Here is a 22522-nt window from a genome sequence, read left to right as displayed (position 1 = left end):
ACGCTATGACGGACTGGCATACACGGGCCATTATTTACCAAATTGATACCGCGCTATTTTATGATTTGAACGGCGATGGCTGCGGGGACATCGCCGGCATAGCGTCTAAGTTACGCTATATTCGCCGCATGGGGGCGACGGTCATCTGGATCACCCCGTTTTACCTCACGCCTTTTCTCGATGAAGGCTACGACGTTAGCGACCACCTCCAGGTGGACCCCCGCTTCGGAAAGCTGGCCGATATCATCGCCTTTATCGAGCAGGCCCGCGAGCTTGGCATGCAGGTCATTATTGAGCTGCTGATCCAGCACACGTCGGACGCGCATCCCTGGTTCCAGCAGGCACGCCGCAACCCGGCGTCACCCTATCGTGATTACTACCTCTGGTCGGATAACGACGAGGACGATACGCCCCCCATGTTTCCCGGCGTGGAAAAGAGCATCTGGAGTTGGGACGACGAGGCGGGACAATACTACCGGCACATGTTTTATCGCCACGAGCCGGATCTGAACCTCACCTCGCCCGCGGTGCTTAAAGAGATTGAAAACATCATCCTCTTCTGGCTCAAGCTGGGCGTGTCGGGATTTCGCCTCGATGCTGCCTCCCATCTCACCACGCAGGCAGGCAACGGTGACGAAAAAAAAGGGCTGTGGATCCTCGAGCATATGCGGCGTCTTATCGAACAGCGCAATCCGGACGCGATCCTGCTGGGTGAAGTGGACGTAGACGTTGAGGCCTATAAAGACTACTTCGGCAATAACGACCGCCTGAATCTGGTGCTCAACTTCTGGCTCAACAAGTATTTCTACGTCAGCCTGGCCGGGAAAAGCGCCCGCCCGCTACGCAACGCGGTGAAGAAGATGATCGTCCCGCCTGACTCCTGCTGTTTTGCCAACTGGCTGCGCAATCACGACGAGCTGGATCTGGAAGGCATTAGTCAGAAAGACAAACAGTTTGTCCTCGATACCTTCGCCCCTGACAAAGAGATGAACGTCTATCAGCGCGGGATCCGCCGCCGCCTGGCGCCGATGCTCAACGGCGATCGGAAGCGGCTGGCGTTCTGCCACGCGGTGCTGTTTTCCCTGCCGGGTGTCCCGGTGATGCGCTACGGCGACGAGATAGGCATGGGTGACGACCTGGATCTGGAGGAGCGCTACGCTGTCCGTACCCCGATGCAGTGGGCGGGGTCACTGGGAGGCGGTTTCTCTGCGGCAGACCCTGAAAAATTTATCGCGCCGATTATCGACCGCGGCCCTTACCGCTATCAGAAAGTCAACGTCGCCGATTCGCTGCTTCACCGCAACTCGCTCCTGCATCGGATCATTGATATTGCCACTACCCGCTCGGAGTTCCCCGAAATAGCCGTTGCGCCCTTTCGGCTTATCACAATCGATGATGACGCGGTGCTGGGGCTCTATTACGAAACCGACGAGCGCAGCATCCTGACCTTCGTTAACTTCAGCGACGAGCCGGTGCAGTTCACCGCCAGAGGGATCCGCAACGCCACCTGGACCGCCTGTCTCGCGGACAAGCGCTACGATGACGCGCTGATTTGCGGTAAAACCGTTCAGCTCAGTCTTGGCGGCTACGGCTACCGCTGGTTCTGGACGCACCGTAGCGCGCTGCGCTGACTACGGTTTCCGGCGGGTTATCAGACGCGTCAGCACTACCCCCGCCACCGCGAGGGCGCCCAGGGCCACTTTCCCCGGCATGCCGGAGGTGACGGACGGCGCGCGGGTTTTCGCCTCGTCAGTAAAGCGGCCATGGATTTTATGCAGATCGTTAACCGGCTGGTCGAGGTAGTCCCGGCGATCCGGCGCGTTGAGATCGTCGGTCATTTGGCCTTCCCACGCCTTTTTTACCATCAGCCGGTCAAGAAAACCGGGGAAGAAAAATTGCCCGACGATGGACTGGATGGTGCTGCCGCCGACCCACAGCTCGCGCACCGGCTTTTGCGCCACCCTGAAGATGGCGCTGGCGGCCACCTCAGGCTCGAACACCGGCGGCACCGGGCGCATCGCCCAGGCGAACTTGTTCCTCGCCCATTCGAACTGCGGGGTATTGAGCCCCGGCATCTGGACCATCGAAAGCTGGACCCGGCTGTTCTCATGCATCAGCTCGGTACGCACCGCATCGGTGAACCCGCGGATCGCCGCCTTTGCCCCGCAGTAGGCTGACTGCAGCGGAATGGAACGGTAGGCCAGCGCGGACCCCACCTGGATTATTACGCCCCTGTCGCGCGGAACCATAAGCTCGAGCGCGGCGCGAGTGCCGTTCACGTAGCCGAGGTACGTCACATCAGTCACGCGCCGAAACTCGTCCGGCGTGAGCGTACGAAACGGCGCCAGAACGGCCCCCATCGCGTTGTTCACCCAGATATCAATCGCGCCGAGGCGATACTCAATTTCGTTAGCGGCATCCACCACCGCCTGGCTGTCGGCGACGTCCGCCTGCACGGCGTGGGCATTAACGCCGAAGCGCCGTAGCTCTTCCTGGGTGGAGTGCAGGCTGGCTTCATCGCGGGCAATGAGCCCCACGTCGTAACCTGCCTTTGCAAAGTGCAGCGCCGTGGCTTTTCCCACGCCCGCCGTCCCGCCGGTAATCACTATGACAGCCATAGAACCTCCACGTGAGTTTATCCGTTATTCCCGTCCGACAACGTTGTCACCAGTTCAGCCAGCGAGTAATGCACCGCTTTTTCGATCACGTCCTGACAGTCACCGGAGAAAAGCACGGTGCGGGTCTTCGTCTCGCCGCGTATGTTCCACGCGAAGCAGACCGTCCCCGCCGCCGTGCCGTCGTCGCCCCCTTCCGGGCCCGCGTAGCCGCTGATGGCGATGCTGATATCGGCCTGGGCGATGTCGCGGATACTGGCGGCCATTTCGGTTACCGTCTGCTCGCTCACGGCCGTAAACCGCTCAAGCGTCTCAGGACGCACGCCGAGGATCCGCGCTTTTGCTTCATCGCTGAACACGACCAGGCCGACATCATAAAATTCGGCGGTGTTTTCCTCTGCGCAAAGCGCCACCGAGAGCTTTCCGCCCGTGCAGGATTCCGCGGTGGTTAAGCGAAGCCCGAGATCGGTTAATTTGCTCGCCAGTTTTTTCGTCAGTTCACCCACGGTATTATTACTGTCGTGAAAAAGATTGCTCATCTCCCCGCCTCTTATTTCTCGAAAGGAATGATTGAAATATGTCCATTACGCTCAAGTATGGCATATTTAATTTTACTCATTTCTGTAAGCCCATTATTTTGACGCGCTGACACCAGAATATCATCACAGGATACGTCGACTTTTTTCAGCTTATCGGCTAACGGCACCCCGTTCTCGACCAGAATCACCGGCGTACCATCCAGAATATTCTCCACAGGGGAAAAATATTTTTTCATCAACCCAAATATTATATCCACTACCACCAACGTGGTAATAGTAATCATCGCACCGGTAACGGAAAAATCCTGTCCAAGAAGCGCCTGCTGCGTGGCTTCACTAATTATCAGGAGGAGGATGAGATCGAAGCTGGTCATCTGCAGCAGCGCGCGACGCCCGGCCACTTTAAATACCACCACGAGGAACAGATAAATAGCCAGCGCGCGAAAGACCATATCCATATCAGCCTCCTAGGGGTAAATGAATTGCCAGATGTTAATCTCCGGCTCGCTGTTGACGCGGATGACGGTGTTCCATTTACCGGCTCTGGAAGGTGTCGTGAACAGTATCACGGAGAAGCTGTCGGATTTTTTCAGGTTGTTATAGACAAAAAAGAGGGTCTTCCCGCGGCTGAACATAGCGTCCGGCTGCGGCCAGACGCTGCCGGGCTCATACGCATCGCTGCTCTCGCTGGTCATACTAAGGACATACTTCCCCTCGGTCTGCACCGGAAACGCGAGAGCCATCCGCGTCTCTGTCTCCCGTCGTCCAAAGCGTTCATAGTCTATGGTCAGTGATTTAGCGGAATTCGTTTTGACCGTGTCGCTGACCATTCCGCTGGAAAACAGACCGGCAATCGCCGCGACGATAATACCCAGCAGGACAATAAAACCCACCTGACGAAACGCGTATTCAAACGTCAGCAAACGGTAACTCTCATCTATCCCGGGTAACTTTTCATTTTCACGCTTCATGGCCATCGTCACCGTTTCGCTTATTATCCGATAATTTTGATTTCTAACGCGAATGTTTTTAGGACTTATCACATTTGCCACATAAAGGAATAGCAACAATACTTAATAAGTCAAGACACGCAAAATGAAGGATATCGGATGAAATTATCACTTATTTCCGCTTTATTGATATTTCTGGTTCCGTCCGCATGGGCAGATAATAACGGGGGTTTACAAAAAGGTGAAGCGCCACCGCCTCCCCACGCGCTTGATAGCGGATATCGCGGAACAGACGACGCGCGTATTATGACCATCAAACAGGCAAAAGAATTGCACGATGGTGCGACAATTTCATTACGCGGTAATCTTATTGACGGTAACGGCGATAAGTTTGTATTTCAGGATAAAACCGGAAAAATCGACGTTATTATTCCCCAGGCAGTTTTCGACGGCAGAACGGTAAAACCCGACCAGATGATCAGTATCAACGGTTCGCTTGATAAAAAATCATCTCCTGCCGTCGTCCGTGTTGATCGTTTGCAGAAATAATTCAGCGAAGCGTTAACGCTGCAGTTATCCATCAAATCTCACCCCTTGGCTTAAGGAGTCAGCTATGAGTGATACTAAACAACGTACGAACGCTTACCCGCAGCCCCCGTTCCCGGAACAGCCGCAAACGCCGCCGGGACTGGCATCTGAAATGCAGCCCGTACCCGACCACGGGGAACAAAGCTATAAAGGGCATGGCCGCCTTGCCGGCAAAAAAGCGCTGATTACCGGCGGAGACTCCGGTATTGGGCGCGCGGTCGCTATCGCCTATGCGCGTGAAGGCGCTGACGTTGCCATTAACTACCTGCCCGAAGAGGAAAAAGACGCCGCTGAGGTCATCGACCTGATCGAAGCGGAAGGCCGCAAGGCCGTCGCGCTGCCAGGGGACGTCCGGGACGAAACGTTCTGCAAAAATCTGGTTGAAGAAGCCGTCTCGAAGCTGGGCGGGCTGGACATTCTGGTCAACAACGCCGGCCGTCAGCAGTTCCGTGAATCGCTTGAGGAACTGACCACGGAAGATTTTGACGCAACGTTTAAAACCAACGTTTACGCGCCGTTCTGGATCACCAAAGCGGCGCTGCGCCACCTGAAAGCGTCGTCCGTTATCATTAATACCTCCTCCGTTCAGGCGGTGAAGCCCAGCCCCGTTTTGCTGGACTACGCCCAGACGAAAGCCTGTCTGGCGGTGTTTACCAAATCCTTAGCCAAACAGCTGGGTCCGAAAGGCATTCGCGTCAACGCGGTTGCTCCTGGCCCTTACTGGACGGTTCTGCAATCCAGCGGCGGACAGCCGATGGAAAAAGTGAAGGAGTTCGGTGGCGACACCCCGCTGGGACGTCCGGGCCAGCCCGTCGAGATTGCCCCGCTGTACGTCACGCTGGCCTCGGATGAATGTTCATTTACGTCCGGCCAGGTGTGGTGTTCCGATGGCGGTGACGGCGTGATCTAAACCAGTAAACGATATCCCTCCGCAATGAGCAATAAATGAACAAGGATGTTCGCTTTTATTCCCCTGCCAAAAACATGTTGTAACTCAAACAGATCAAATGTTAAAAATATTTTGCTATCAGGTTATCAAAATTAAACAACTTAACTTGTCACCCGCATCGCTCTGTTTTTAACATCGCCTATGGAAAAAAATGGTCTGTTCAGTCAGCGCATACGCTTGCGCCATTTGCATACATTTGTGGCCGTCGCTCAACAGGGAACGCTGGGGCGTGCGGCTGAAACTCTCAACCTGAGCCAGCCTGCGCTCTCAAAAACTCTCAACGAGCTGGAACAGCTGACCGGTGCCCGTCTTTTTGACCGCGGCCGGCTGGGGGCGCAGCTTACCATCGTGGGTGAACAGTTCCTCACGCACGCCGTGAAAGTGCTGGATGCACTCAATACCGCAGGCCAGTCCCTGCACCGAAAAGAAGAGCAATCCAGTGAGGTGGTGCGCGTGGGTGCTTTGCCTACCGCGGCGCTGGGCATCCTTCCGCCCGTTATCGGCCAGTTCCACAAGCAGCAGCGGCATACCACGATTCAGGTCGCCACCATGAATAACACCATGCTTCTCGCGGGGCTAAAATCGGGCGAACTGGATCTCGGTATCGGTCGCATGTCCGACCCTGAGCTGATGGGTGGCCTCAACTATGAACTGCTGTTCCTGGAGTCCCTGAAGCTGGTGGTTCGTCCCGATCACCCTCTGCTGCAGGACACGGTCACGTTAAGCCGCGTGATGGAGTGGCCAGTAGTGGTTTGCCCGAAAGGGACCGTTCCCCGCCAGACCGCCGAAACCTTGCTGCAAATGCAGGGGTGTACGCTGCCCTCAGGATGTATCGAAACGCTGTCGGCCTCGCTTTCGCGCCAGCTTACGCTGGATTATGACTACGTCTGGTTCGTTCCCTCCGGCGCGGTAAAAGATGATTTACGCCAGGGAACGCTGATCGCCCTGCCGATTACCTCCCCTGGCCCCGGTGAACCTATCGGCATTTTGACCCGCGTAGACACGCCGCTTTCAACGGGCGCGCAGACGCTGCTGAGCGCTATCCGTAAATCAATGCCGGTCTGACACCTTTCTCTTCTCACCCTCTCCCCAACGGGGCGAGGGCATTGTCCTGCGCCCTAATCAATTAATGCGAAATCATTCATTAACAATTGCGCAAAACATTTTAACAGTTTTATCATAGCGACGAATTCACCAAATGGTTCGTAAATAATTTTACAACCCCGAATTCACCCGTATTAATCATTCTTCCCTCCGCATTTATTACCCAACTGGTACACACCCAGCACGACGGGGGGATCTTAAGGAGACAGAAATGGCATTTGGCAGCGCGCCACGTGGGATACCGCGTATCCTGCAGTGGCTTCTTGCCGGACTGATGTTGCTCATCGGTCTGGCGGTCGGCGGGCTGGGCTTTAAGCTCGTCACCGTAGGCGGAAGTGGATACTTCCTGATAATGGGCGTGGTGATGGTGATTGCCGCGATCCTGATTTTCCTCAACCGCACCAGCGGGATCGTGCTTTACGGCATCGCGTTTATTGCCTCGCTGTTCTGGGCGGTAAGCGATGCGGGCTGGGATTTCTGGCCGCTCTTCTCCCGCCTGTTTACCTTTACCGTACTGGCCTTCCTCTGCGCCATCGTCTGGCCTTTCCTGCGCACGGCAAACCACAGCGCCGCGAACAAGGCTCCCGCTTTTGGCGTCGCGGCCGTGCTCGCGGTAGCGATGCTGGTCAGCCTGGGCTGGATGTTTAAGCCGCAGACCCTCGTGGCAGCGAACGAGCCCGTTCCGGTGAAACCCGTCGCCCCCGGCGAGCAGCAAAAGAACTGGGCGCACTGGGGCAATACCACCCACGGCGACCGTTTCGCCGCGCTGGACCAGATTAACAAGCAAAACGTCAGCGACCTGAAGGTCGCCTGGGTTGCGCACACCGGCGATATTCCGCAGAGCAACGGTTCGGGCGCGGAAGATCAGAACACGCCATTGCAGATTGGCGACACGCTGTACGTCTGTACTCCATACAGTAAAGTACTGGCGCTGGACGTGGATTCCGGCAAGGAAAAATGGCGCTACGATTCCAAAGCCACGGCGCCTAACTGGCAGCGCTGCCGCGGTCTGGGCTATTTTGAAGACCATTCAAGCGTGACAACGTCACAGACAGAGACACAGCCTGCGGCATGCCCACGCCGCCTGTTCCTGCCGACCACCGACGCCCGCCTGATTGCCATCAACGCGGATACCGGCAAGGTCTGCGAAGATTTCGGCGACCATGGCACGGTGGATCTGAGCGTCGGCATGGGCGAGATCAAGCCCGGGTATTATCAGCAGACCTCCACGCCGCTGGTTGCCGGGAATGTGGTTGTCGTCGGCGGTCGCGTCGCGGATAACTACTCCACCGGCGAACCGCCGGGCGTAGTGCGCGCCTACGACGTACACACCGGTAAGCTGGCGTGGGCGTGGGATCCGGGTAATCCGAACCTGACCGGCCTGCCGCCGGAAGGCCAGACCTACACCCGCGGCACGCCGAATGTCTGGTCCGCGATGTCTTACGACGCTAAGCTGAACCTGATCTACCTGCCAACCGGCAACGCCACCCCGGACTTCTGGGCGGGTGAGCGTACCGCGCTGGACGATAAGTACAGTTCCTCCATCGTCGCCGTCGACGCGACGACCGGTCAGGTGCGCTGGCATTTCCAGACGACCCATCACGACCTGTGGGACTTTGACCTGCCTTCCCAGCCGCTGCTGTACGACCTGCCCGACGGTAAGGGCGGCACCACGCCTGTGCTGGTGCAGACCAGCAAGCAGGGCATGATCTTCATGCTTAACCGCGAAACCGGCAAGCCGGTGGCGAAGGTAGAAGAACGTCCTGTCCCGGCCGGTAATGTGGAAGGTGAACGCTACTCCCCGACCCAGCCGTATTCCGTTGGCATGCCGATGATTGGCAACCAGACGCTGACCGAATCCGACATGTGGGGCGCGACGCCGGTCGACCTGCTGCTGTGCCGCATTCAGTTTAAAGAGATGCGTCATCAGGGCGTCTTCACCCCACCGGGTCTCGACCGTTCCCTGCAGTTCCCCGGCTCACTCGGCGGGATGAACTGGGGCAGCGTCTCGGTTGACCCGAACAACAGCCTGATGTTCGTCAACGATATGCGCCTGGGTCTGGCAAACTACATGGTGCCGCGCGCGAACGTTGCGAAAAACGCCAGCGGCATCGAGATGGGTATCGTCCCGATGGACGGCACGCCGTTCGGCGCGATGCGTGAACGCTTCCTGTCGCCGCTGGGCATTCCGTGCCAGAAGCCGCCGTTCGGCACCATGTCGGCCGTTGACCTGAAAACCGGCAAGCTGGTCTGGCAGGTCCCTGTCGGCACGGTGGAAGATACCGGCCCGCTGGGCATTCGCATGCACATGCCAATCCCAATCGGTATGCCGACCCTGGGCGCATCACTCTCTACCCAGTCCGGCCTGCTGTTCTTCGCCGGCACGCAGGATTTCTACCTGCGCGCGTTTGATACCGCCACCGGGAAAGAGATCTGGAAAGACCGCCTGCCGGTCGGCAGCCAGTCCGGGCCGATGACCTACGTGTCGCCGAAAACCGGTAAGCAGTACATCATCATCAACGCCGGGGGCGCTCGACAGTCGCCGGATCGCGGTGATTACGTTATCGCTTACGCGTTACCCGATAAGAAATAAGATGTGAAAAAGGGACCGAAAGGTCCCTTTTTTATCTGGTGGCGCAACTCAGAACGTTTCCCAGTTATCCCCGGAAACCGTCGCCGCCGGGCGTAGCGGAGCGCTCTTCGCCACTGGCGCAGACGACGCCGCGCGGCCCGGCTTTACGCTGCTCAACCGAAACGCCCCAACCGCCTCGGTCAGACGCGCCCCCTGTTCTTCCAGTGACGCCGCCGCCGCGGAAGCTTCTTCCACCAGCGAGGCGTTCTGCTGGGTCACTTTATCCATCTCAGAAATCGCCTGGCTCACCTGCACGATACCGCGGCTCTGCTCGTCGGACGCTGCGGCAATCTCCAGCATGATGTCGGTCACGCGTTTAACCGCGTCGACGATTTCATTCATGGTGTTACCGGCGGCGACAACTTCACCGGAACCCTGGTCGATCAGCGAGACCGATTCGTTGATCAGGCTTTCGATCTCTTTTGCGGCATTCGCACTGCGGCTTGCAAGGGTTCGGACTTCGCTTGCCACCACGGCAAACCCTCGCCCCTGCTCGCCCGCCCGCGCCGCTTCTACCGCCGCGTTAAGCGCCAGGATATTGGTCTGGAAGGCAATGCTGTTGATGACGGCGGTGATCTCCGAGATTTTCTTCGAGCTGCTGGAGATATTGCCCATGGTTTTAACCACGCCGGAGACCATCTGGCCGCCGCGGCTGGCTTTACCTGACGCATCTTCAGCCAGCTTGCTGGCATGATGGGCGTTATCGGCGTTCTGCTTCACCGTCGCGGTCAGCTGTTCCATGCTTGCGGCGGTTTGCTCAATGGCTGCGGCCTGCTGCTCGGTACGTGAAGAGAGATCGGTGTTACCGGCAGAAATCTCGCTGGTGCCGCGATAGATCTCCTCCGCCCCCTGACGCACGGTGCCCACCGTGTTTTCCAGCGAGTGCTGCATGGTTTGCAGATCGCGCGTCAGGCGGCCAATTTCGCTGCGCCCGGCCACATCGTCCGGCATCGTCAGGTCGCCTTTGGCGATATTCTCGATACGTTTCGCTGCCCGCTGCAAAGGATTGATTACCGTGCGGCGCAGCACGACAAAGGTCATCGCCGTCAGTACCAGCGCCAGTGCAAACGCGCCCACCATAAACATCAGGCCCAACTGCGTGCGGCTGTGCGCCTGCGCCGTCAGCGCATTGGCACGGTCGGTACGGATCTTAATCGCCTTCAGCAGCACGGCGTTGTAAGCGTCATCCAGCGGGCGCGCCGTTTCGTTTTCGTGGTTGATAATCGCTTCGAACATGCCGTTTTTGGCGAATTTCAACATCGGCTGCATGCCCGAGATATAGGCGTCGTAGCGTGTTTTCAGATCAGCGTCCAGCGCTTCGTCTGAAGAGGTGCGCACCGTACGGTTCATATAGGCGGTAAAGCTATCCTGGGACTGCTTAATGCGCTTTTCCGCCTCGCTGATGTTCTGCTTCATCGCATCCATCTCCGCGATACGGCTTGCCGCACCGGCGTGGATCAGATTGATACGTGCGGTTCGCAGATGGTTTGAGCTGTTCGAAAGCCCCATACGCACCTGAATTTCGGATGTGACATCCTGCTGATCGTTATCGGCCTGCAGCAGGAAATACCCCGCCAGACCCGAGCTCAAGGCAAACAGAAGAATAATGCCACCGAGAATGGAGGAAAACAGCGGAACCAGCCTGATGTGATGCAAGAAGCCCAGCTTGCGCTGCGCCAGCATCGAAGTAGTGTTGTCCATGACCGTCGACTCTCTTGTAGGTAAGATGCGTAAAAACACGCCTGTTAAATAGTCATCGGCACGGCAGAGATTTAGATTACGGCTAAAAACGCCGCACTGGTCACACTTTAGAGAAGATTATTAAAGAAACGCCAGCGGCGAAAAACCGCTGGCAGAAGAGTTACTTGTCGCCGAAATGAATGACGGTACGGATGGATTTTCCTTCGTGCATCAGATCGAACGCGTCGTTGATCTGCTCCAGCGGCAAACGGTGGGTAATGAACGGGTCGAGCTGAATCTTGCCGACCATCGCATCTTCCACCATACCCGGAAGCTGGGTACGGCCCTTCACGCCGCCAAACGCGGAACCGCGCCACACGCGACCGGTGACCAGCTGGAATGGACGGGTTTTAATCTCCTGGCCCGCACCGGCAACGCCTATGATAATGCTCTCGCCCCAGCCTTTGTGGCAGCATTCGAGCGCGGAACGCATCACGTTCACGTTGCCGATACATTCAAAGCTGAAGTCAACGCCGCCGTCGGTCATCTCAACGATGACATCCTGAATCGGTTTTTCGTGATCTTTCGGGTTCACGAAATCGGTCGCGCCCATTTCACCCGCCAGCTTGAATTTCTCCGGATTGGTGTCGACCGCGATGATACGCCCGGCCTTCGCCTGCACCGCGCCCTGAATCACCGCCAGACCAATGCCGCCGAGACCGAACACCGCCACGGTGTCGCCCTCTTTCACTTTTGCCGTGTTATGCACCGCGCCAATGCCGGTGGTCACGCCGCAGCCCAGCAGGCAGACTTTATCCAGCGGTGCCTGCGGGTTCACCTTCGCCAGCGAGATCTCCGCGCAAACGGTGTATTCGCTGAAGGTGCTGGTGCCCATGTAGTGATAAACAGGCTCGCCGTTGTAGGAAAAACGGGTGGTACCGTCCGGCATCAGCCCTTTCCCCTGGGTGGCGCGAACCGCCTGGCAGAGGTTGGTTTTACCGGATTTACAGAACTTACACTCGCCGCACTCCGCGGTGTACAGCGGGATAACGTGATCGCCAGGCTTCAGGCTGGTCACGCCCTCGCCCACTTCCACCACAATCCCGCCGCCTTCATGGCCGAGTACCGCCGGGAAGACGCCTTCAGGATCGTCACCTGACAGCGTAAACGCATCGGTATGGCACACGCCGGTATGGGTGATTTTGATCAGCACTTCGCCTTTCTTCGGCGGTGCCACGTCGATTTCAACGATTTTGAGCGGCTGGCCGGGACCAAATGCAACTGCAGCGCGAGATTTCATATGTCTTCCCTTTTTGTCAGGTGTGTGGGTTTATTTTAGATAAGAGCGCAGCAAATGGCCGACTTCTGCCATGCGTACGGCTCGCTGATCCGGCGTGGTTTCCCCCGTCACCAGCTCATCTTTGAGGTGAATTTCAACCATTTCGCCCATCAGGCCATTGGCGGCCCCGCGCACGGCGGCGATTTGCTGCAGGATGGCCAGACAGGGATCGCCCGACTCCAGCGCGCGTTCAAGGGCATCAACCTGGCCCCGAATGCGGCGGACGCGAGTAAGAATACGTTTTTTATCTTCGGGTGAATGCGGCATACGCCCTCCTGATACTATAGGGGGGTATGGTATTTAACTTTCCTGGTGATGTAAACCTTCTATTTGAACAGTATATTTGACGACAATGCGATTGCTGCCGTACAACGATATACCGCCAGTATAACCTCTCCATAATCAGCAAGATCGGTCAGGATTCTGGCCGTTCGGTGAGGCAAAGTGGGTCATCAGGAGGATGCAATGAACGATGCAATCAAAACGGCTTACCGCGAGCGCTTCACGATGGTGTGCGGCTATATCGCCAACCATCTCGATGAACCGCTCACGCTGGAGAAGCTCAGCGCGTTAGCCTGCTGTTCGCCCTATCATTTTCACCGGCAGTTTCTGGCGTTTAGCGGCCAGCCTTTATATCGCTATATCCAGTGGCTGCGTCTGCGTCATGCTTCCTGGCGACTGGCGTTTAATCCTCAGGATAAGGTGATTGATATTGCGCTCGATGCCGGTTTCCAGAGCCCCGAATCGTTCAGTCGCGCCTTCAGAAACGCGTTTGGAAAAAGCCCGCGTCAGTTTCGGCAGCAGCCGGACTGGCTGAACTGGCACCAGCGCGTACCGAAAATGACCTTTCAGGAGCAAAAAACGATGGAAATTAAGATTGTCGATTTCCCACAGACCCAAGTGGCAATGCTGCAGCACCGTGGCAACCCGGATCGGGTAAATGACAGCGCGGCGAAATTTATTGCCTGGCGTAAAAGCACGGGCCTATCGCCAGTACACGAAAGCAGCACGTTTGGCATTGCCTGGGATGACCCGGCAACCACACCCGCAGACGCCTTTCGTTTCGATATCTGCGGCAGTATCTCTGAAGCGATACCAGAAAATGAATTCGGGGTTTGCAGTGGCGAAATCGACGGCGGACGATACGCCGTAGCCCGCCACACGGGTTCTCTGGATACCATTTCCGCTACGGTGTGGGCGATGTTTCGCGACTGGCTACCGGCCAGCGGCGAAACGCTTCGCGATGCCCCGGTATTTTTCCACTACCTCAACCTTATTCACGAGGTGCCAGAACATGCGCTGCAAACCGATATCTACCTGCCGTTAAAGTGACGATCCCTTATTGACCGCCATTTCTGCCGGGCGGCACTGCGCTTGCCCGGCCTACGGTTCCCTGCCAGCCTGCGCCAGCCTTTGCAGCTCCTCCTTAAGCCAGCGGGTTGCGCCCCGCTGGCCGCTGCGTTTATGGGAGTAAATTTTCACTTCAAACGTGCGTATCGAAAACGGTAAAGGAAAAATCCTCAGGTCCGCTGCCGCAGCCAGCTTCTCAGCGGCAAAACGGGGGATCGCCATCAGCAGGTCGCTTTCCGCTACGATAAACGGCGCGCTGAGCATCGATGGCGTTTTGATCGCGATTTGTCGGGTATAGCCCAGCTGTTCCAGCCGCACGTCCAGAACACCCTGCTTCTCATTCCATGGCGTCACCACCAGGTGTCGGGCTGCGAGATACTCCTCCAGCGCGAGACGCGTCCGGCGCGCGTTGCTGATGACCACATACTCATCTTCAAACCAGTCGATCTCTTCCAGCTCCGGGTGCCGGATATCATCCTGAGTGCTGAACCCCAGCGCGAGATCCACTTCGCCCGCCAGCAGTTCCGTCAGCGCCGGGCTGTGCGGCAGATAGCGCAATTCGAAACGCAAACCCGGGGCCGCAAGCTGCAGTTTGTGCATCAGCGCCGGGAAAATGCACAGCGCGGTAAAATCCGTAATCCCAATTTGTAAGCTTTCGGTACTGCTGGCCGGGTCAAACTCCGGCTGCGGGGTCAGCTCATGATTCAGGAACGACAATGCGGAAGCAATGGAAGGCGCAAGCTGAGAGGCATACACGCTGGGGGACATGCGATGCCCTTCGCGAAAAAAGAGCGGGTCATTAAGGGTAATGCGCAAACGCGACAGCGCATGGCTCAGTGCCGATGTGCTCATCGCCAGCTCGTCAGCGGCCAGCCGAACGGAACGGTGGCGGTAAATCGCGTCGAAAACGGGCAGCAGGTTTAAATCAAGGCGTCTCAGTATCGGATGCATAATATTCATCATTTGTTGATTTCATTGCACTTAATTCTTCGGACAATACTCCGTATGCTTATCGCCATCAATCGAACACAGGCTAAAAAGCAGGAAAAACAATGAGCATCACCATTCGTCAGGCCCGCCCCGAAGATGCGGCAGTAATATATGCCATGATCTACGAGCTGGCGGTGTATGAAAAAGCGCCGGAAGAAGTGGTTACCACGCCGGAGGAGATCCGCGAAACGCTCTTTGGCGCAGGCACAAAGACCGAAGCGTTGATCGCAGAATTTGAAGGCAAGATCGCCGGCTATGCCGTTTTCTTCACCAGCTATTCTACCTGGCTCGGACGCAACGGGATTTATATGGAAGACCTGTACGTTTCTCCGGAGTATCGTGGTAAAGGCGCGGGAAGAGCGCTGCTGAAACATATCGCGCAGCTGGCGGTGAGACGGCAGTGCGGCCGCCTTGAATGGAGCGTGCTCGACTGGAACCAGCCCGCTATTGATTTTTACCTGAGCATAGGCGCACTGCCGCAGTCCGAATGGGTACGCTATCGTCTTGATGGCGAGGCGCTGCTGAAATTTGCCGAATAGCGACACGTGGTACCCGAGTAGATCCCGCCCGGCGGGATCGCTCTGTCCTGCCCTGATCCCGTCTCAACAGATGATGAATTTATGCTACCCTTCCATAAATTTCATAAACATAGTGCAGAACGCCATGACGACAGCCCCTTTTATCCGCCCACAACTTTCCCTGCCAGACGGTGCCGACAAGCTGCTGCTGCACTCCTGCTGCGCCCCCTGTTCGGGTGAAGTGATGGAGGCTATCCAGGCTTCGGGGATTGACTACACGATTTTCTTCTACAACCCCAATATCCATCCGCAGAAGGAATACCTCATCCGCAAGGAGGAAAATATTCGCTTTGCGGAAAAACACGGCGTGCCGTTTGTTGATGCCGATTACGACACCGATAACTGGTTTGAGCGCGCGAAAGGCATGGAATGGGAACCCGAGCGTGGCGTCCGCTGCACCATGTGCTTCGATATGCGTTTCGAGCGTACGGCACTCTATGCGGCTGAAAATGGATTCAGCGTCATAAGCAGCTCGCTGGGGATTTCCCGCTGGAAAAACATGCAGCAGATAAATGACTGCGGCCAGCGTGCTGCCGCGCGCTACCCGGGTATGGTTTACTGGGACTATAACTGGCGTAAACAGGGCGGCTCCTCTCGCATGATTGAGATCAGCAAGCGGGAGCAGTTTTACCAGCAGGAATACTGCGGGTGCGTTTATTCGCTCAGGGACAGTAACCTGCATCGTAAGTCTCAGGGACGCCCGCTGATCCGCATCGGGAAACTGTATTATGGTCAGGATGACAGTGAGAAATAACGGGTTCCCGGTATAGGGATATATCCGAAAACAGCCCTGCCGGGTGCCGAAATTAACCTTTCGCCTCCCACATCCACAAAGAGCGGCTATCCTTAAATTATCAACAAAAGGAGGCAAAAATGTCTGATTTCGGTACTGATAAAAACACCCAGTTTGCTGAAGATAAAGCAAAAAATAAATTTGATGAGCTTGCAGGTTCAGCGCAGCAGCAGTTTGGTGAATTCGTAGATTCACCAAAGCATCAGGTAAAAGGTGCGGCTAAAAAATATGCCGCGCAGGCCAGCGATGCCGTTTCCGACGTCACTGAAGCTGTCAGAAATAATCCCCTCACCGGCCTCATCGCCGCAGGTGCGGTAGGTATTGTTCTCGGCCTGCTGTTGGGTCGAAAATAATAAAAGGCCCTTCGGGGCTTTATTTTTTTCTTAACTAAAAATTCTGACCATGCGATCCAACTCGTCCTCTTTCACGGCTCGCGATAAATAATATCCCTGAAAGTTTTTGACGCCCAGCGCGACTAATTTTTCAAATTTTTCCTCACTGTCTACTCCCTCTGCAATACAGTCCGTTCCGGTCATGTCGCTATAAATCTGTATCGCTTTGATCAGGTTATAGTCATTGTCGTTTGCCACAAAATGCTCAACGATATCCCGATCCAGCTTGAGTCCATCAAAATGCACCTGCCGCACCGGGAACATGGTTTGGTGATTAGAGAAGCAGTCATCCAGAAACAATCGACACCCTGTATTACGCAAATGCCGCATGGTTTCTGGGATCCCTTTGTCCTTCGTCACGTCAATATCTTCTGCGAATTCAAAGACCAGCTTCTCGGCCCACTGCGGTTTGAGCAGCATGTCGATAGCTTTCCTTGCCATATCAGGCAATGCATTTCCGGAGGCCAGGCGAGGTGGAATATTCACAGAAAAATAGTATTTACCATTATACTTATTAATTCCCGACACGGCGGCATGAATAACTAGCGCGGTAATTTTCAACCATATCTCATGATTTGAAATATCCGTGAGAAAACTGGTCGGCTTGACAATTTTACCGTTTTTGTTCCAGCGGATCAGTATCTCAAAGCCTACGCCTTTTTTGTCACGATCGGTAATGATCTGATAAGCAGGGAAGATCTCTTTTTTATATAATGCATTAAAAATCTCTGCTTCCTTATCCGTAAATTCCGTGTTTTGACTCCGCCGCTTGATACTTCTTTCCGCATTGATATTGTGCGAATCGTGTAGCCACCGCTTAATTAAGCGTAATTTCAGCACGCCTTCCTTACGGTGGGTATAAACCGTTTTATTAGATAGTCCCATTTCATCGCACATTTCTTTTACGGACATGCCGCGGTAGAAATTTAATAAAACGTCAATCTCTCTTTTTGTTAGCCACTTGACGTTGTCTTGCGAAGAATTATCCCTGTAGCGATCGCGTAATAAGTACGAACGTTCCTTAAATACATGATGGTGCGTATGAGAACCAGTGACGACATCCGAAACGCGGGCTAGTCGAATCAATGATAATTGATAACTATTATTTAAAAGACTGCCCAGGGTGCGATATAGCCAGCCATCCGGTATGTCGCCATACAGCGTGACGCGTCGAATAACGGGCAACGCATTGAGCACGGACGCCAGTCGCTTCAGGCTCTCCAGGAGACTTAAGATACCTTTTCCGAGAAACACCACAACATGAGCATTCTGATTTATAAGGATATTTTTCATATCCTGTTGCGATGCCTCATCCCCATCAAAATGAATATGCGAAGCCTGTATTCCGTACTGGTTAAGGAACAGACGATATCCCTGGAACGTAAAACCGCAGGCTGAGATGACAAACTTTTGTTCATCGCACACCCTATTTCTGAGAGAAATGTTGTGGGTCATAAACTGCTCCTGGGCACTAAGGCGCCATTTCCATTTGTGAATGCGTAAAATTTAACGCACCTGTTATAAACATTAATTTTACAGTACAGCCTCAGGGTAAGAAACAGTTATCAGCTGAACTCAGAGGAACATCTTTGCGTTAATCACCGTCGTTTAAATATACTTTTCTTTGCAAATAACAACGGCAAACATCTTATTCTCAGGGTATAATGAAAATTCCGAAAAAGAAGACTGGATACTTCATCTATCGGTTCATTCAAATACGAGAAAAAATGCTATGGATAATCACATCTCATCCAGGGCCTTGCTACATCGAAGGGATGTTATAAAGAGCAATCCGCGATTCGGTGAGGCAATTTTAGAGCACTACACAATTAATGACACCATCTACAAAAAACAACCTTTGTTCTACAAGACAATGCTGCAGGAATCCCGGTTCAACATTATCCTCTCCATGTGTTGTTTTATTTTTGGAAATCAGGCCGAATCAGTTTCAGAGATTAAAGAGTTATGCTCTCGCTATAAAATAGCCAGCCCCAACAGCGTTATTGCGATCATTACAATACTGAGAACTACCGGACGCATCAGTACCTGGCGCTGCACGGAAGACCGACGCAAAACGAGAATCGCGCCAACTGAAAAAGGTCTCAATGAACTTAAGCGTTATATGTCCGGGGCATTTTTGCCCGTCAGCATTCTTTATCCGACTTTTAATATTAATGTAAACCTGCTGGATAATGATATTTTGAGAAACAACTTCTTCCGCCGCGCGGCTGAATATCTTTTTCGGGGATTAACGTTCCGAAAGGTGCTGCCTGAAGTGGGGTTGTTTATTGATAAAGATGGAGGGCGAATGATTATGCTTTATATCTATTTGCAGGCCATGAAAAATAAATCCGCCCACGGAGCCGTCATTGACTATTCAGCGAGCACGCTCGCAAAAGAATTTTTCGTTTCGCGCATCCACGTCAACCGAATTATTAAAACGGCGCAAGAGGCGGGCTATCTTAAAGATCGGGGTGATGGAAAAATGTCGATCTATCCGGCCTTTATCGAACTGGTGGAAAACTATGCCGGTTTATATTTTGCGTATGTCACGCATTACATCAACGTGGTGCCTAAAGAACGACGCCACCTTAACAACGTGGCGTCAACGGTATAATTAACGTGGCGTTCGGGATCCCGAACGCCACTCTCTTATCTTTCGCGCAGCGCCTCTTTCGCCTTGTTTAGCGGCTTCAGCAGATAATCCAGGATGGTTTTACTGCCGGTTTTAATATCAACGGTAGCTATCATGCCCGGAAAGACCGGAAATTCCTGGCCGTGCTTATTGGTCAGATGGTTACTGTCGGTACGGATATAGACGCGATAGTAGTAGACATCTCTTTTCACTTCATCCTGCAGGGTGTCCGGGGAAATCATGGTCACTTCCCCTTCCAGCCCGCCGTAGATGGAGTAGTCATAGGCCGTAATTTTCACCAGCGCTTTCTGACCGGGATGGATAAACGCCACATCGCGAGGCGAAATTTTCGCCTCAACCACCATCTGATCGTCAAGCGGAACCAGGCTCATCAGCTTGCCGTTCGGCGGGATCACGCCGCCCACGGTGGTGACGTCAATATCCTTCACGATCCCGCGAACCGGGGCATTGAAGGTCAGGCGGGTCAGGGAGTCCTCACGCCCTTTCATCACCGAACGCTGGGCCTCAATCTCCGCATTGGCTTTCGCCAGCTCTTCACGGGCGCGAACGTAATACTGGTTTTTCATCTCGGTGATTTTATTCTCAAGCTCATTTTTTTGACGCTCAAGACGTAACACCTCAACCTTGCTGGCCGCCCCCTGAGTCACCAGCGGACGGGTTAACGACAGCTCGCGCTGCACCAGCTCGGCGCCCTGACGCAAACCGGCCAGCCCTTTTTCGAGGCTTTCACGACGGGACTGGTAGAGCGCCGTTTCCTGTTTAACCAGCTCAACGTCGTCATCCAGCTCGTCCGGAAACGCGAGTTCCGTATCGTTCACCTCGGCCTTCAGGCGCGCCGCCGTTGCCAGCGCGGCATTCAGACGCGACTCGCTCTCCAGAACGCTCGACTCGGTTTTGGTTCGGTCAAGCTGCGCGAGCTGCTGGCCGCGTTCGACGATGTCACCTTCGCGCACCAGCAGGCTGTGGATAATGCCGCCTTCCAGAGACTGAATAACCTGCTCATGAGAAGACGGTATGACCTTGCCGCTGCCGGTCGTCACTTCATCCAGTTGGAACAGACTTGCCCAGATGATAAACGCCGCCAGCAGGGCGAACAGCGACCATGCCACCAGTGACGACCGCGGCAGACGTGGCTCCTTCAGTCGACTATTGAAACGAGATAAATCATTCATGCCGCGCCCTCCTCTGCAACCGCCGCCGGCTTCATGGTCACGGTGCGCTGCGCGGCTTTCTGCGGCGCCATACCGTGCTGATGCAGGATCGCATCGCGCGGGCCGTCCATCACCACCTTGCCGTTTTCCAGCACGATGATGCGGTCTACGAGGTCCAGAATCGGCAGACGATGCGTCGCCACGACCAGCGTCCGGCGTTTACCCAGCCATTTGTGAAGATGCTGAATAAACTGCTTCTCGCTCATTTCGTCCAGCCAGGCGGTAGGCTCGTCCAGCAGCAGGATATTCGGGGAGGTGATCAGCGCGCGCGCCAGCAAAAGCGCCTGACGCTGACCGCCGGAGAGGCCCGTTCCGCCCTCGTTGATGATGGTGTTCAGCCCCATTTTCTGTTTGCGCACGAACTCCAGCGCGCCGCTGTTGACCAGCGCCTGGTGGATCTCGTCGTCGGTAGCGAGCGGGTTCCCCATCAGGATGTTGTCCCGCACGGAGCCAAAGAACAGCCGGGCCTGCTGGCCGAGCAGCTGCATGTCGCGACGCACGTCGGCCGGGTCCAGATGATTGAGGGCAATATCGTCCAACAGGATGCTGCCCTGCTGCGGCTCCTGCATGCCCGCCAGCAACTGCAACAGCGTGCTTTTACCGGAGCCATTACGCCCGAGCACCGCCACGCGCTCTCCGGCGCGGATCTGCAGCTTGCTGACGTTGAGCACGGTGAGTTTCTCTTCCTCGTCGTAATAAAACCCGACGTCATCAAGCGCATAGTCGCCGCGCAGGTGGGCTTTGTGGACCTTCTTGCCGTGCTGCGGATCGTCAATCGGACGCTGCATCAGATCGTCCAGCCCCTTGCGGGCCACTTTTGCCGACTGCCAGCGCGACAGCACGCCTGAGATCTGCGACAGCGGCGCGATGGTGCGCGACGCCAGAATCGAGGTGCCCACCAGCGCACCGGTGGTCATGTCGCCGCTGATAACCAGGTAACAGCCCACCAGTAGTACCACCGCATAGACGATGGACTGCACCTCCTGCGTCCAGGTGAGCAGCAGGCCCGTCAGCCAGCGCTGCTTCATGCCGACGCTGGCGGCGACGTCGTTGGTGTTATTCCACTGGTTCTGGAAACGCTGCTCGGCGCGCATCAGCTTGATGTCTTCAATGCCCTGCACCGCTTCCACCAGCGTGGCGTTACGGATGGCGGATTCACGCATCCCTTCGCTGGAGAGTTTTCCCAGCGGGCGCTGCACCAGCAGACCAGGAATGAGCAGCAGCGGCACGGCGAGCAGGACCACCAACACCAGCGGCCCGCCAATCATCCACAGAATAAAGACGAACAGCAGGAAGAACGGCAGATCGGAGATCGCCGCGATGGTGGTGGAGGTGATGAGCTCGCGCACCGACTCCAGCTCGCGGATCTGGGCGATAAAGGATCCGGTTGATTTAGAACGCGCGCCGTTTTTAATCCGCAGCGCGTGGGCAAAAACGCGTTCGGAGATGCGCAGGTCGGCGCGTTTCCCCACCACGTCGGAAATATGCACGCGCAGCATGCGCATAATGAATTCGAACACGATGGCAATCATCACGCCGCCAAACAGCACCCATAATGTGGCTTCAGACTGTGACGGGACCACCCTGTCATACACCTGCATGGAGAAAACCATGCCCGAAAGCGCCAGCACGTTGGCGACCAGCGCCACCAGCATAATGTCGCTGTAGCGTCGCCAGTCCTTCAGCGCCAGCTGCCAGAACCAGTTTTTCTCATAGGGTTTGATGTAGTCGTCCACGCGGGCATCCGGCGTGGATTCGAGCGGGCGCAGCACCATCAGGCCCTTTAACCGCGACCCGAGCTCATCGCGCGTAAGCGTGGTCTCCAGCCCCGCGTCGCCGCTAAACTGCAGGCTGACGTTGCCTTCGCTGTCCATGCGGTTAATGACCGCGATTTGTCCGCCGGTAAATTCCGCCAGCAGCGGCAGACGCCACGGGTCGAGGGATACCGCTTCCGCCGCCACCACACGCATCCCCAGCCCAAGCTGGCGCGCCATCTCCTCCAGCACCAGCTGGCGCGGAGACTGGCTTTCATGGTTAATCGTGACCCGAACATGCTCCGCGGAAAAATCCAGCCGGTAATGCTTCGCGATGATGAGCATGCCCTGCAGCCAGGGTTCGTACTGTGGATGTGTCTTCATAATGCTACGTCCTGTCCA

At 55.5% G+C, this 22522-nt stretch carries 21 protein-coding genes; 10 read left to right on the top strand and 11 right to left on the bottom strand.

The annotated features are described in order from the left end of the window. Positions 1-5 precede the first annotated feature (5 nt). Positions 6-1631 (top strand): alpha-amylase family protein, encoded by a 1626-nt coding sequence (locus LA04_RS08910; protein WP_047651254.1) that lies wholly within the window; start codon positions 6-8, stop codon positions 1629-1631. Here LA04_RS08910 and LA04_RS08905 read toward each other — a convergent pair whose 3' ends face one another. From LA04_RS08905 to LA04_RS08890, 4 genes are read right to left on the bottom strand one after another with little or no spacing between them, the layout of a single operon-like run. Continuing rightward, positions 1632-2618: an SDR family oxidoreductase gene (locus tag LA04_RS08905; protein WP_047651253.1), complete on the bottom strand. Its 987-nt coding sequence runs from the start codon at positions 2616-2618 to the stop codon at positions 1632-1634. Between the two features lie 17 nt (positions 2619-2635). Further along, positions 2636-3154: a 2-oxo-tetronate isomerase gene (locus tag LA04_RS08900; RefSeq protein ID WP_047651252.1), complete on the bottom strand. Its 519-nt coding sequence runs from the start codon at positions 3152-3154 to the stop codon at positions 2636-2638. A gap of 11 nt (positions 3155-3165) precedes the next feature. After that, positions 3166-3612, bottom strand: a complete 447-nt coding sequence (locus LA04_RS08895; RefSeq protein WP_047651251.1) for a DUF421 domain-containing protein — start codon at positions 3610-3612, stop codon at positions 3166-3168. A 9-nt stretch (positions 3613-3621) separates the two neighbouring features. Beyond that, positions 3622-4125, bottom strand: a complete 504-nt coding sequence (locus LA04_RS08890) for a hypothetical protein (protein ID WP_047651291.1) — start codon at positions 4123-4125, stop codon at positions 3622-3624. Between the two features lie 138 nt (positions 4126-4263). On the opposite strand from LA04_RS08890, the gene LA04_RS08885 reads away from it, so the two are divergent. The 4 genes from LA04_RS08885 (at position 4264) to LA04_RS08870 (ending at position 9338) form a co-directional block, all read left to right on the top strand. Beyond that, complete coding sequence (locus LA04_RS08885) at positions 4264-4653, top strand: YdeI family stress tolerance OB fold protein (protein ID WP_047651250.1); 390 nt, start codon at positions 4264-4266, stop codon at positions 4651-4653. Positions 4654-4717: 64 nt separating this feature from the next. Beyond that, entirely contained in the window at positions 4718-5602 is an 885-nt protein-coding gene (locus LA04_RS08880) for an SDR family oxidoreductase (protein WP_047651249.1), read from the top strand. A 180-nt stretch (positions 5603-5782) separates the two neighbouring features. Further along, positions 5783-6706: a LysR substrate-binding domain-containing protein gene (locus LA04_RS08875; protein WP_033145495.1), complete on the top strand. Its 924-nt coding sequence runs from the start codon at positions 5783-5785 to the stop codon at positions 6704-6706. 250 nt (positions 6707-6956) lie between these two features. Beyond that, complete coding sequence (locus LA04_RS08870) at positions 6957-9338, top strand: glucose/quinate/shikimate family membrane-bound PQQ-dependent dehydrogenase (protein ID WP_047651248.1); 2382 nt, start codon at positions 6957-6959, stop codon at positions 9336-9338. Positions 9339-9386: 48 nt separating this feature from the next. Here the strand turns inward: LA04_RS08870 and LA04_RS08865 are convergent, their stop codons facing one another. The 3 genes from LA04_RS08865 to LA04_RS08855 form a co-directional block, all read right to left on the bottom strand. Next, a complete protein-coding gene (locus LA04_RS08865; RefSeq protein ID WP_047651247.1) occupies positions 9387-11078 on the bottom strand; it encodes a methyl-accepting chemotaxis protein in 1692 nt (563 codons plus the stop codon). 160 nt (positions 11079-11238) lie between these two features. Further along, positions 11239-12357, bottom strand: coding sequence for an S-(hydroxymethyl)glutathione dehydrogenase/class III alcohol dehydrogenase (locus LA04_RS08860; RefSeq protein WP_032668253.1), 1119 nt, complete (start codon positions 12355-12357; stop codon positions 11239-11241). Between the two features lie 30 nt (positions 12358-12387). Beyond that, a complete protein-coding gene (locus LA04_RS08855; protein WP_003857256.1) occupies positions 12388-12663 on the bottom strand; it encodes a metal/formaldehyde-sensitive transcriptional repressor in 276 nt (91 codons plus the stop codon). Positions 12664-12861: 198 nt separating this feature from the next. On the opposite strand from LA04_RS08855, the gene LA04_RS08850 reads away from it, so the two are divergent. Beyond that, a complete protein-coding gene (locus tag LA04_RS08850; RefSeq protein WP_047651246.1) occupies positions 12862-13728 on the top strand; it encodes an AraC family transcriptional regulator in 867 nt (288 codons plus the stop codon). A gap of 51 nt (positions 13729-13779) precedes the next feature. On the opposite strand, the gene LA04_RS08845 is transcribed toward LA04_RS08850, so the two are convergent. Next, on the bottom strand, positions 13780-14709 hold the full coding sequence (locus LA04_RS08845; RefSeq protein WP_047651245.1) for a LysR family transcriptional regulator: 930 nt from the start codon (positions 14707-14709) through the stop codon (positions 13780-13782). Positions 14710-14798: 89 nt separating this feature from the next. Between LA04_RS08845 and LA04_RS08840 the strand changes: the two genes are divergently transcribed. The 3 genes from LA04_RS08840 (at position 14799) to LA04_RS08830 (ending at position 16460) form a co-directional block, all read left to right on the top strand. Then, complete coding sequence (locus LA04_RS08840) at positions 14799-15275, top strand: GNAT family N-acetyltransferase (RefSeq protein ID WP_047651244.1); 477 nt, start codon at positions 14799-14801, stop codon at positions 15273-15275. Positions 15276-15399: 124 nt separating this feature from the next. Then, positions 15400-16068 carry an epoxyqueuosine reductase QueH gene (locus LA04_RS08835; protein ID WP_052119540.1) on the top strand — a complete coding sequence of 223 codons (669 nt, stop codon included), beginning with the start codon at positions 15400-15402 and terminating at the stop codon, positions 16066-16068. A gap of 119 nt (positions 16069-16187) precedes the next feature. Continuing rightward, positions 16188-16460: a DUF883 family protein gene (locus tag LA04_RS08830; RefSeq protein ID WP_047651242.1), complete on the top strand. Its 273-nt coding sequence runs from the start codon at positions 16188-16190 to the stop codon at positions 16458-16460. Between the two features lie 30 nt (positions 16461-16490). Here the strand turns inward: LA04_RS08830 and LA04_RS08825 are convergent, their stop codons facing one another. Continuing rightward, entirely contained in the window at positions 16491-17954 is a 1464-nt protein-coding gene (locus LA04_RS08825; RefSeq protein WP_047651241.1) for an EAL domain-containing protein, read from the bottom strand. 277 nt (positions 17955-18231) lie between these two features. On the opposite strand from LA04_RS08825, the gene LA04_RS08820 reads away from it, so the two are divergent. Next, positions 18232-19116: a hypothetical protein gene (locus LA04_RS08820; RefSeq protein WP_047651240.1), complete on the top strand. Its 885-nt coding sequence runs from the start codon at positions 18232-18234 to the stop codon at positions 19114-19116. 35 nt (positions 19117-19151) lie between these two features. On the opposite strand, the gene LA04_RS08815 is transcribed toward LA04_RS08820, so the two are convergent. Next, positions 19152-20327 carry an HlyD family type I secretion periplasmic adaptor subunit gene (locus LA04_RS08815; RefSeq protein WP_047651239.1) on the bottom strand — a complete coding sequence of 392 codons (1176 nt, stop codon included), beginning with the start codon at positions 20325-20327 and terminating at the stop codon, positions 19152-19154. Further along, positions 20324-22504 carry a type I secretion system permease/ATPase gene (locus LA04_RS08810; protein WP_047651238.1) on the bottom strand — a complete coding sequence of 727 codons (2181 nt, stop codon included), beginning with the start codon at positions 22502-22504 and terminating at the stop codon, positions 20324-20326. The genes LA04_RS08815 and LA04_RS08810 overlap by 4 nt, the downstream gene beginning before the upstream one ends. Between the last annotated feature and the right edge of the window lie 18 nt (positions 22505-22522).

Source organism: Enterobacter sp. UCD-UG_FMILLET, from assembly GCF_000762975.1.
Classification (GTDB): Bacteria; Pseudomonadota; Gammaproteobacteria; order Enterobacterales; family Enterobacteriaceae; genus Enterobacter; species Enterobacter dykesii.
This window is presented reverse-complemented; position numbering and strand designations above follow the sequence as displayed.

What these genes read in the sequence shown, in the direction of transcription:
- LA04_RS08875 (WP_033145495.1), top strand. Translation starts at nt 5,783, where the DNA reads ATGGAAAAAAATGGTCTGTTCAGTCAGCGCATACGCTTGCGCCATTTG.
- LA04_RS08890 (WP_047651291.1), bottom strand. Translation starts at nt 4,125, where the DNA reads ATGAAGCGTGAAAATGAAAAGTTACCCGGGATAGATGAGAGTTACCGT.
- LA04_RS08835 (WP_052119540.1), top strand. Translation starts at nt 15,400, where the DNA reads ATGACGACAGCCCCTTTTATCCGCCCACAACTTTCCCTGCCAGACGGT.
- LA04_RS08830 (WP_047651242.1), top strand. Translation starts at nt 16,188, where the DNA reads ATGTCTGATTTCGGTACTGATAAAAACACCCAGTTTGCTGAAGATAAA.
- LA04_RS08850 (WP_047651246.1), top strand. Translation starts at nt 12,862, where the DNA reads ATGAACGATGCAATCAAAACGGCTTACCGCGAGCGCTTCACGATGGTG.
- LA04_RS08895 (WP_047651251.1), bottom strand. Translation starts at nt 3,612, where the DNA reads ATGGATATGGTCTTTCGCGCGCTGGCTATTTATCTGTTCCTCGTGGTG.
- LA04_RS08810 (WP_047651238.1), bottom strand. Translation starts at nt 22,504, where the DNA reads ATGAAGACACATCCACAGTACGAACCCTGGCTGCAGGGCATGCTCATC.
- LA04_RS08880 (WP_047651249.1), top strand. Translation starts at nt 4,718, where the DNA reads ATGAGTGATACTAAACAACGTACGAACGCTTACCCGCAGCCCCCGTTC.
- LA04_RS08910 (WP_047651254.1), top strand. Translation starts at nt 6, where the DNA reads ATGACGGACTGGCATACACGGGCCATTATTTACCAAATTGATACCGCG.
- LA04_RS08900 (WP_047651252.1), bottom strand. Translation starts at nt 3,154, where the DNA reads ATGAGCAATCTTTTTCACGACAGTAATAATACCGTGGGTGAACTGACG.
- LA04_RS08820 (WP_047651240.1), top strand. Translation starts at nt 18,232, where the DNA reads ATGGATAATCACATCTCATCCAGGGCCTTGCTACATCGAAGGGATGTT.
- LA04_RS08885 (WP_047651250.1), top strand. Translation starts at nt 4,264, where the DNA reads ATGAAATTATCACTTATTTCCGCTTTATTGATATTTCTGGTTCCGTCC.
- LA04_RS08845 (WP_047651245.1), bottom strand. Translation starts at nt 14,709, where the DNA reads ATGATGAATATTATGCATCCGATACTGAGACGCCTTGATTTAAACCTG.
- LA04_RS08840 (WP_047651244.1), top strand. Translation starts at nt 14,799, where the DNA reads ATGAGCATCACCATTCGTCAGGCCCGCCCCGAAGATGCGGCAGTAATA.
- LA04_RS08825 (WP_047651241.1), bottom strand. Translation starts at nt 17,954, where the DNA reads ATGACCCACAACATTTCTCTCAGAAATAGGGTGTGCGATGAACAAAAG.
- LA04_RS08905 (WP_047651253.1), bottom strand. Translation starts at nt 2,618, where the DNA reads ATGGCTGTCATAGTGATTACCGGCGGGACGGCGGGCGTGGGAAAAGCC.
- LA04_RS08865 (WP_047651247.1), bottom strand. Translation starts at nt 11,078, where the DNA reads ATGGACAACACTACTTCGATGCTGGCGCAGCGCAAGCTGGGCTTCTTG.
- LA04_RS08815 (WP_047651239.1), bottom strand. Translation starts at nt 20,327, where the DNA reads ATGAATGATTTATCTCGTTTCAATAGTCGACTGAAGGAGCCACGTCTG.
- LA04_RS08870 (WP_047651248.1), top strand. Translation starts at nt 6,957, where the DNA reads ATGGCATTTGGCAGCGCGCCACGTGGGATACCGCGTATCCTGCAGTGG.
- LA04_RS08860 (WP_032668253.1), bottom strand. Translation starts at nt 12,357, where the DNA reads ATGAAATCTCGCGCTGCAGTTGCATTTGGTCCCGGCCAGCCGCTCAAA.
- LA04_RS08855 (WP_003857256.1), bottom strand. Translation starts at nt 12,663, where the DNA reads ATGCCGCATTCACCCGAAGATAAAAAACGTATTCTTACTCGCGTCCGC.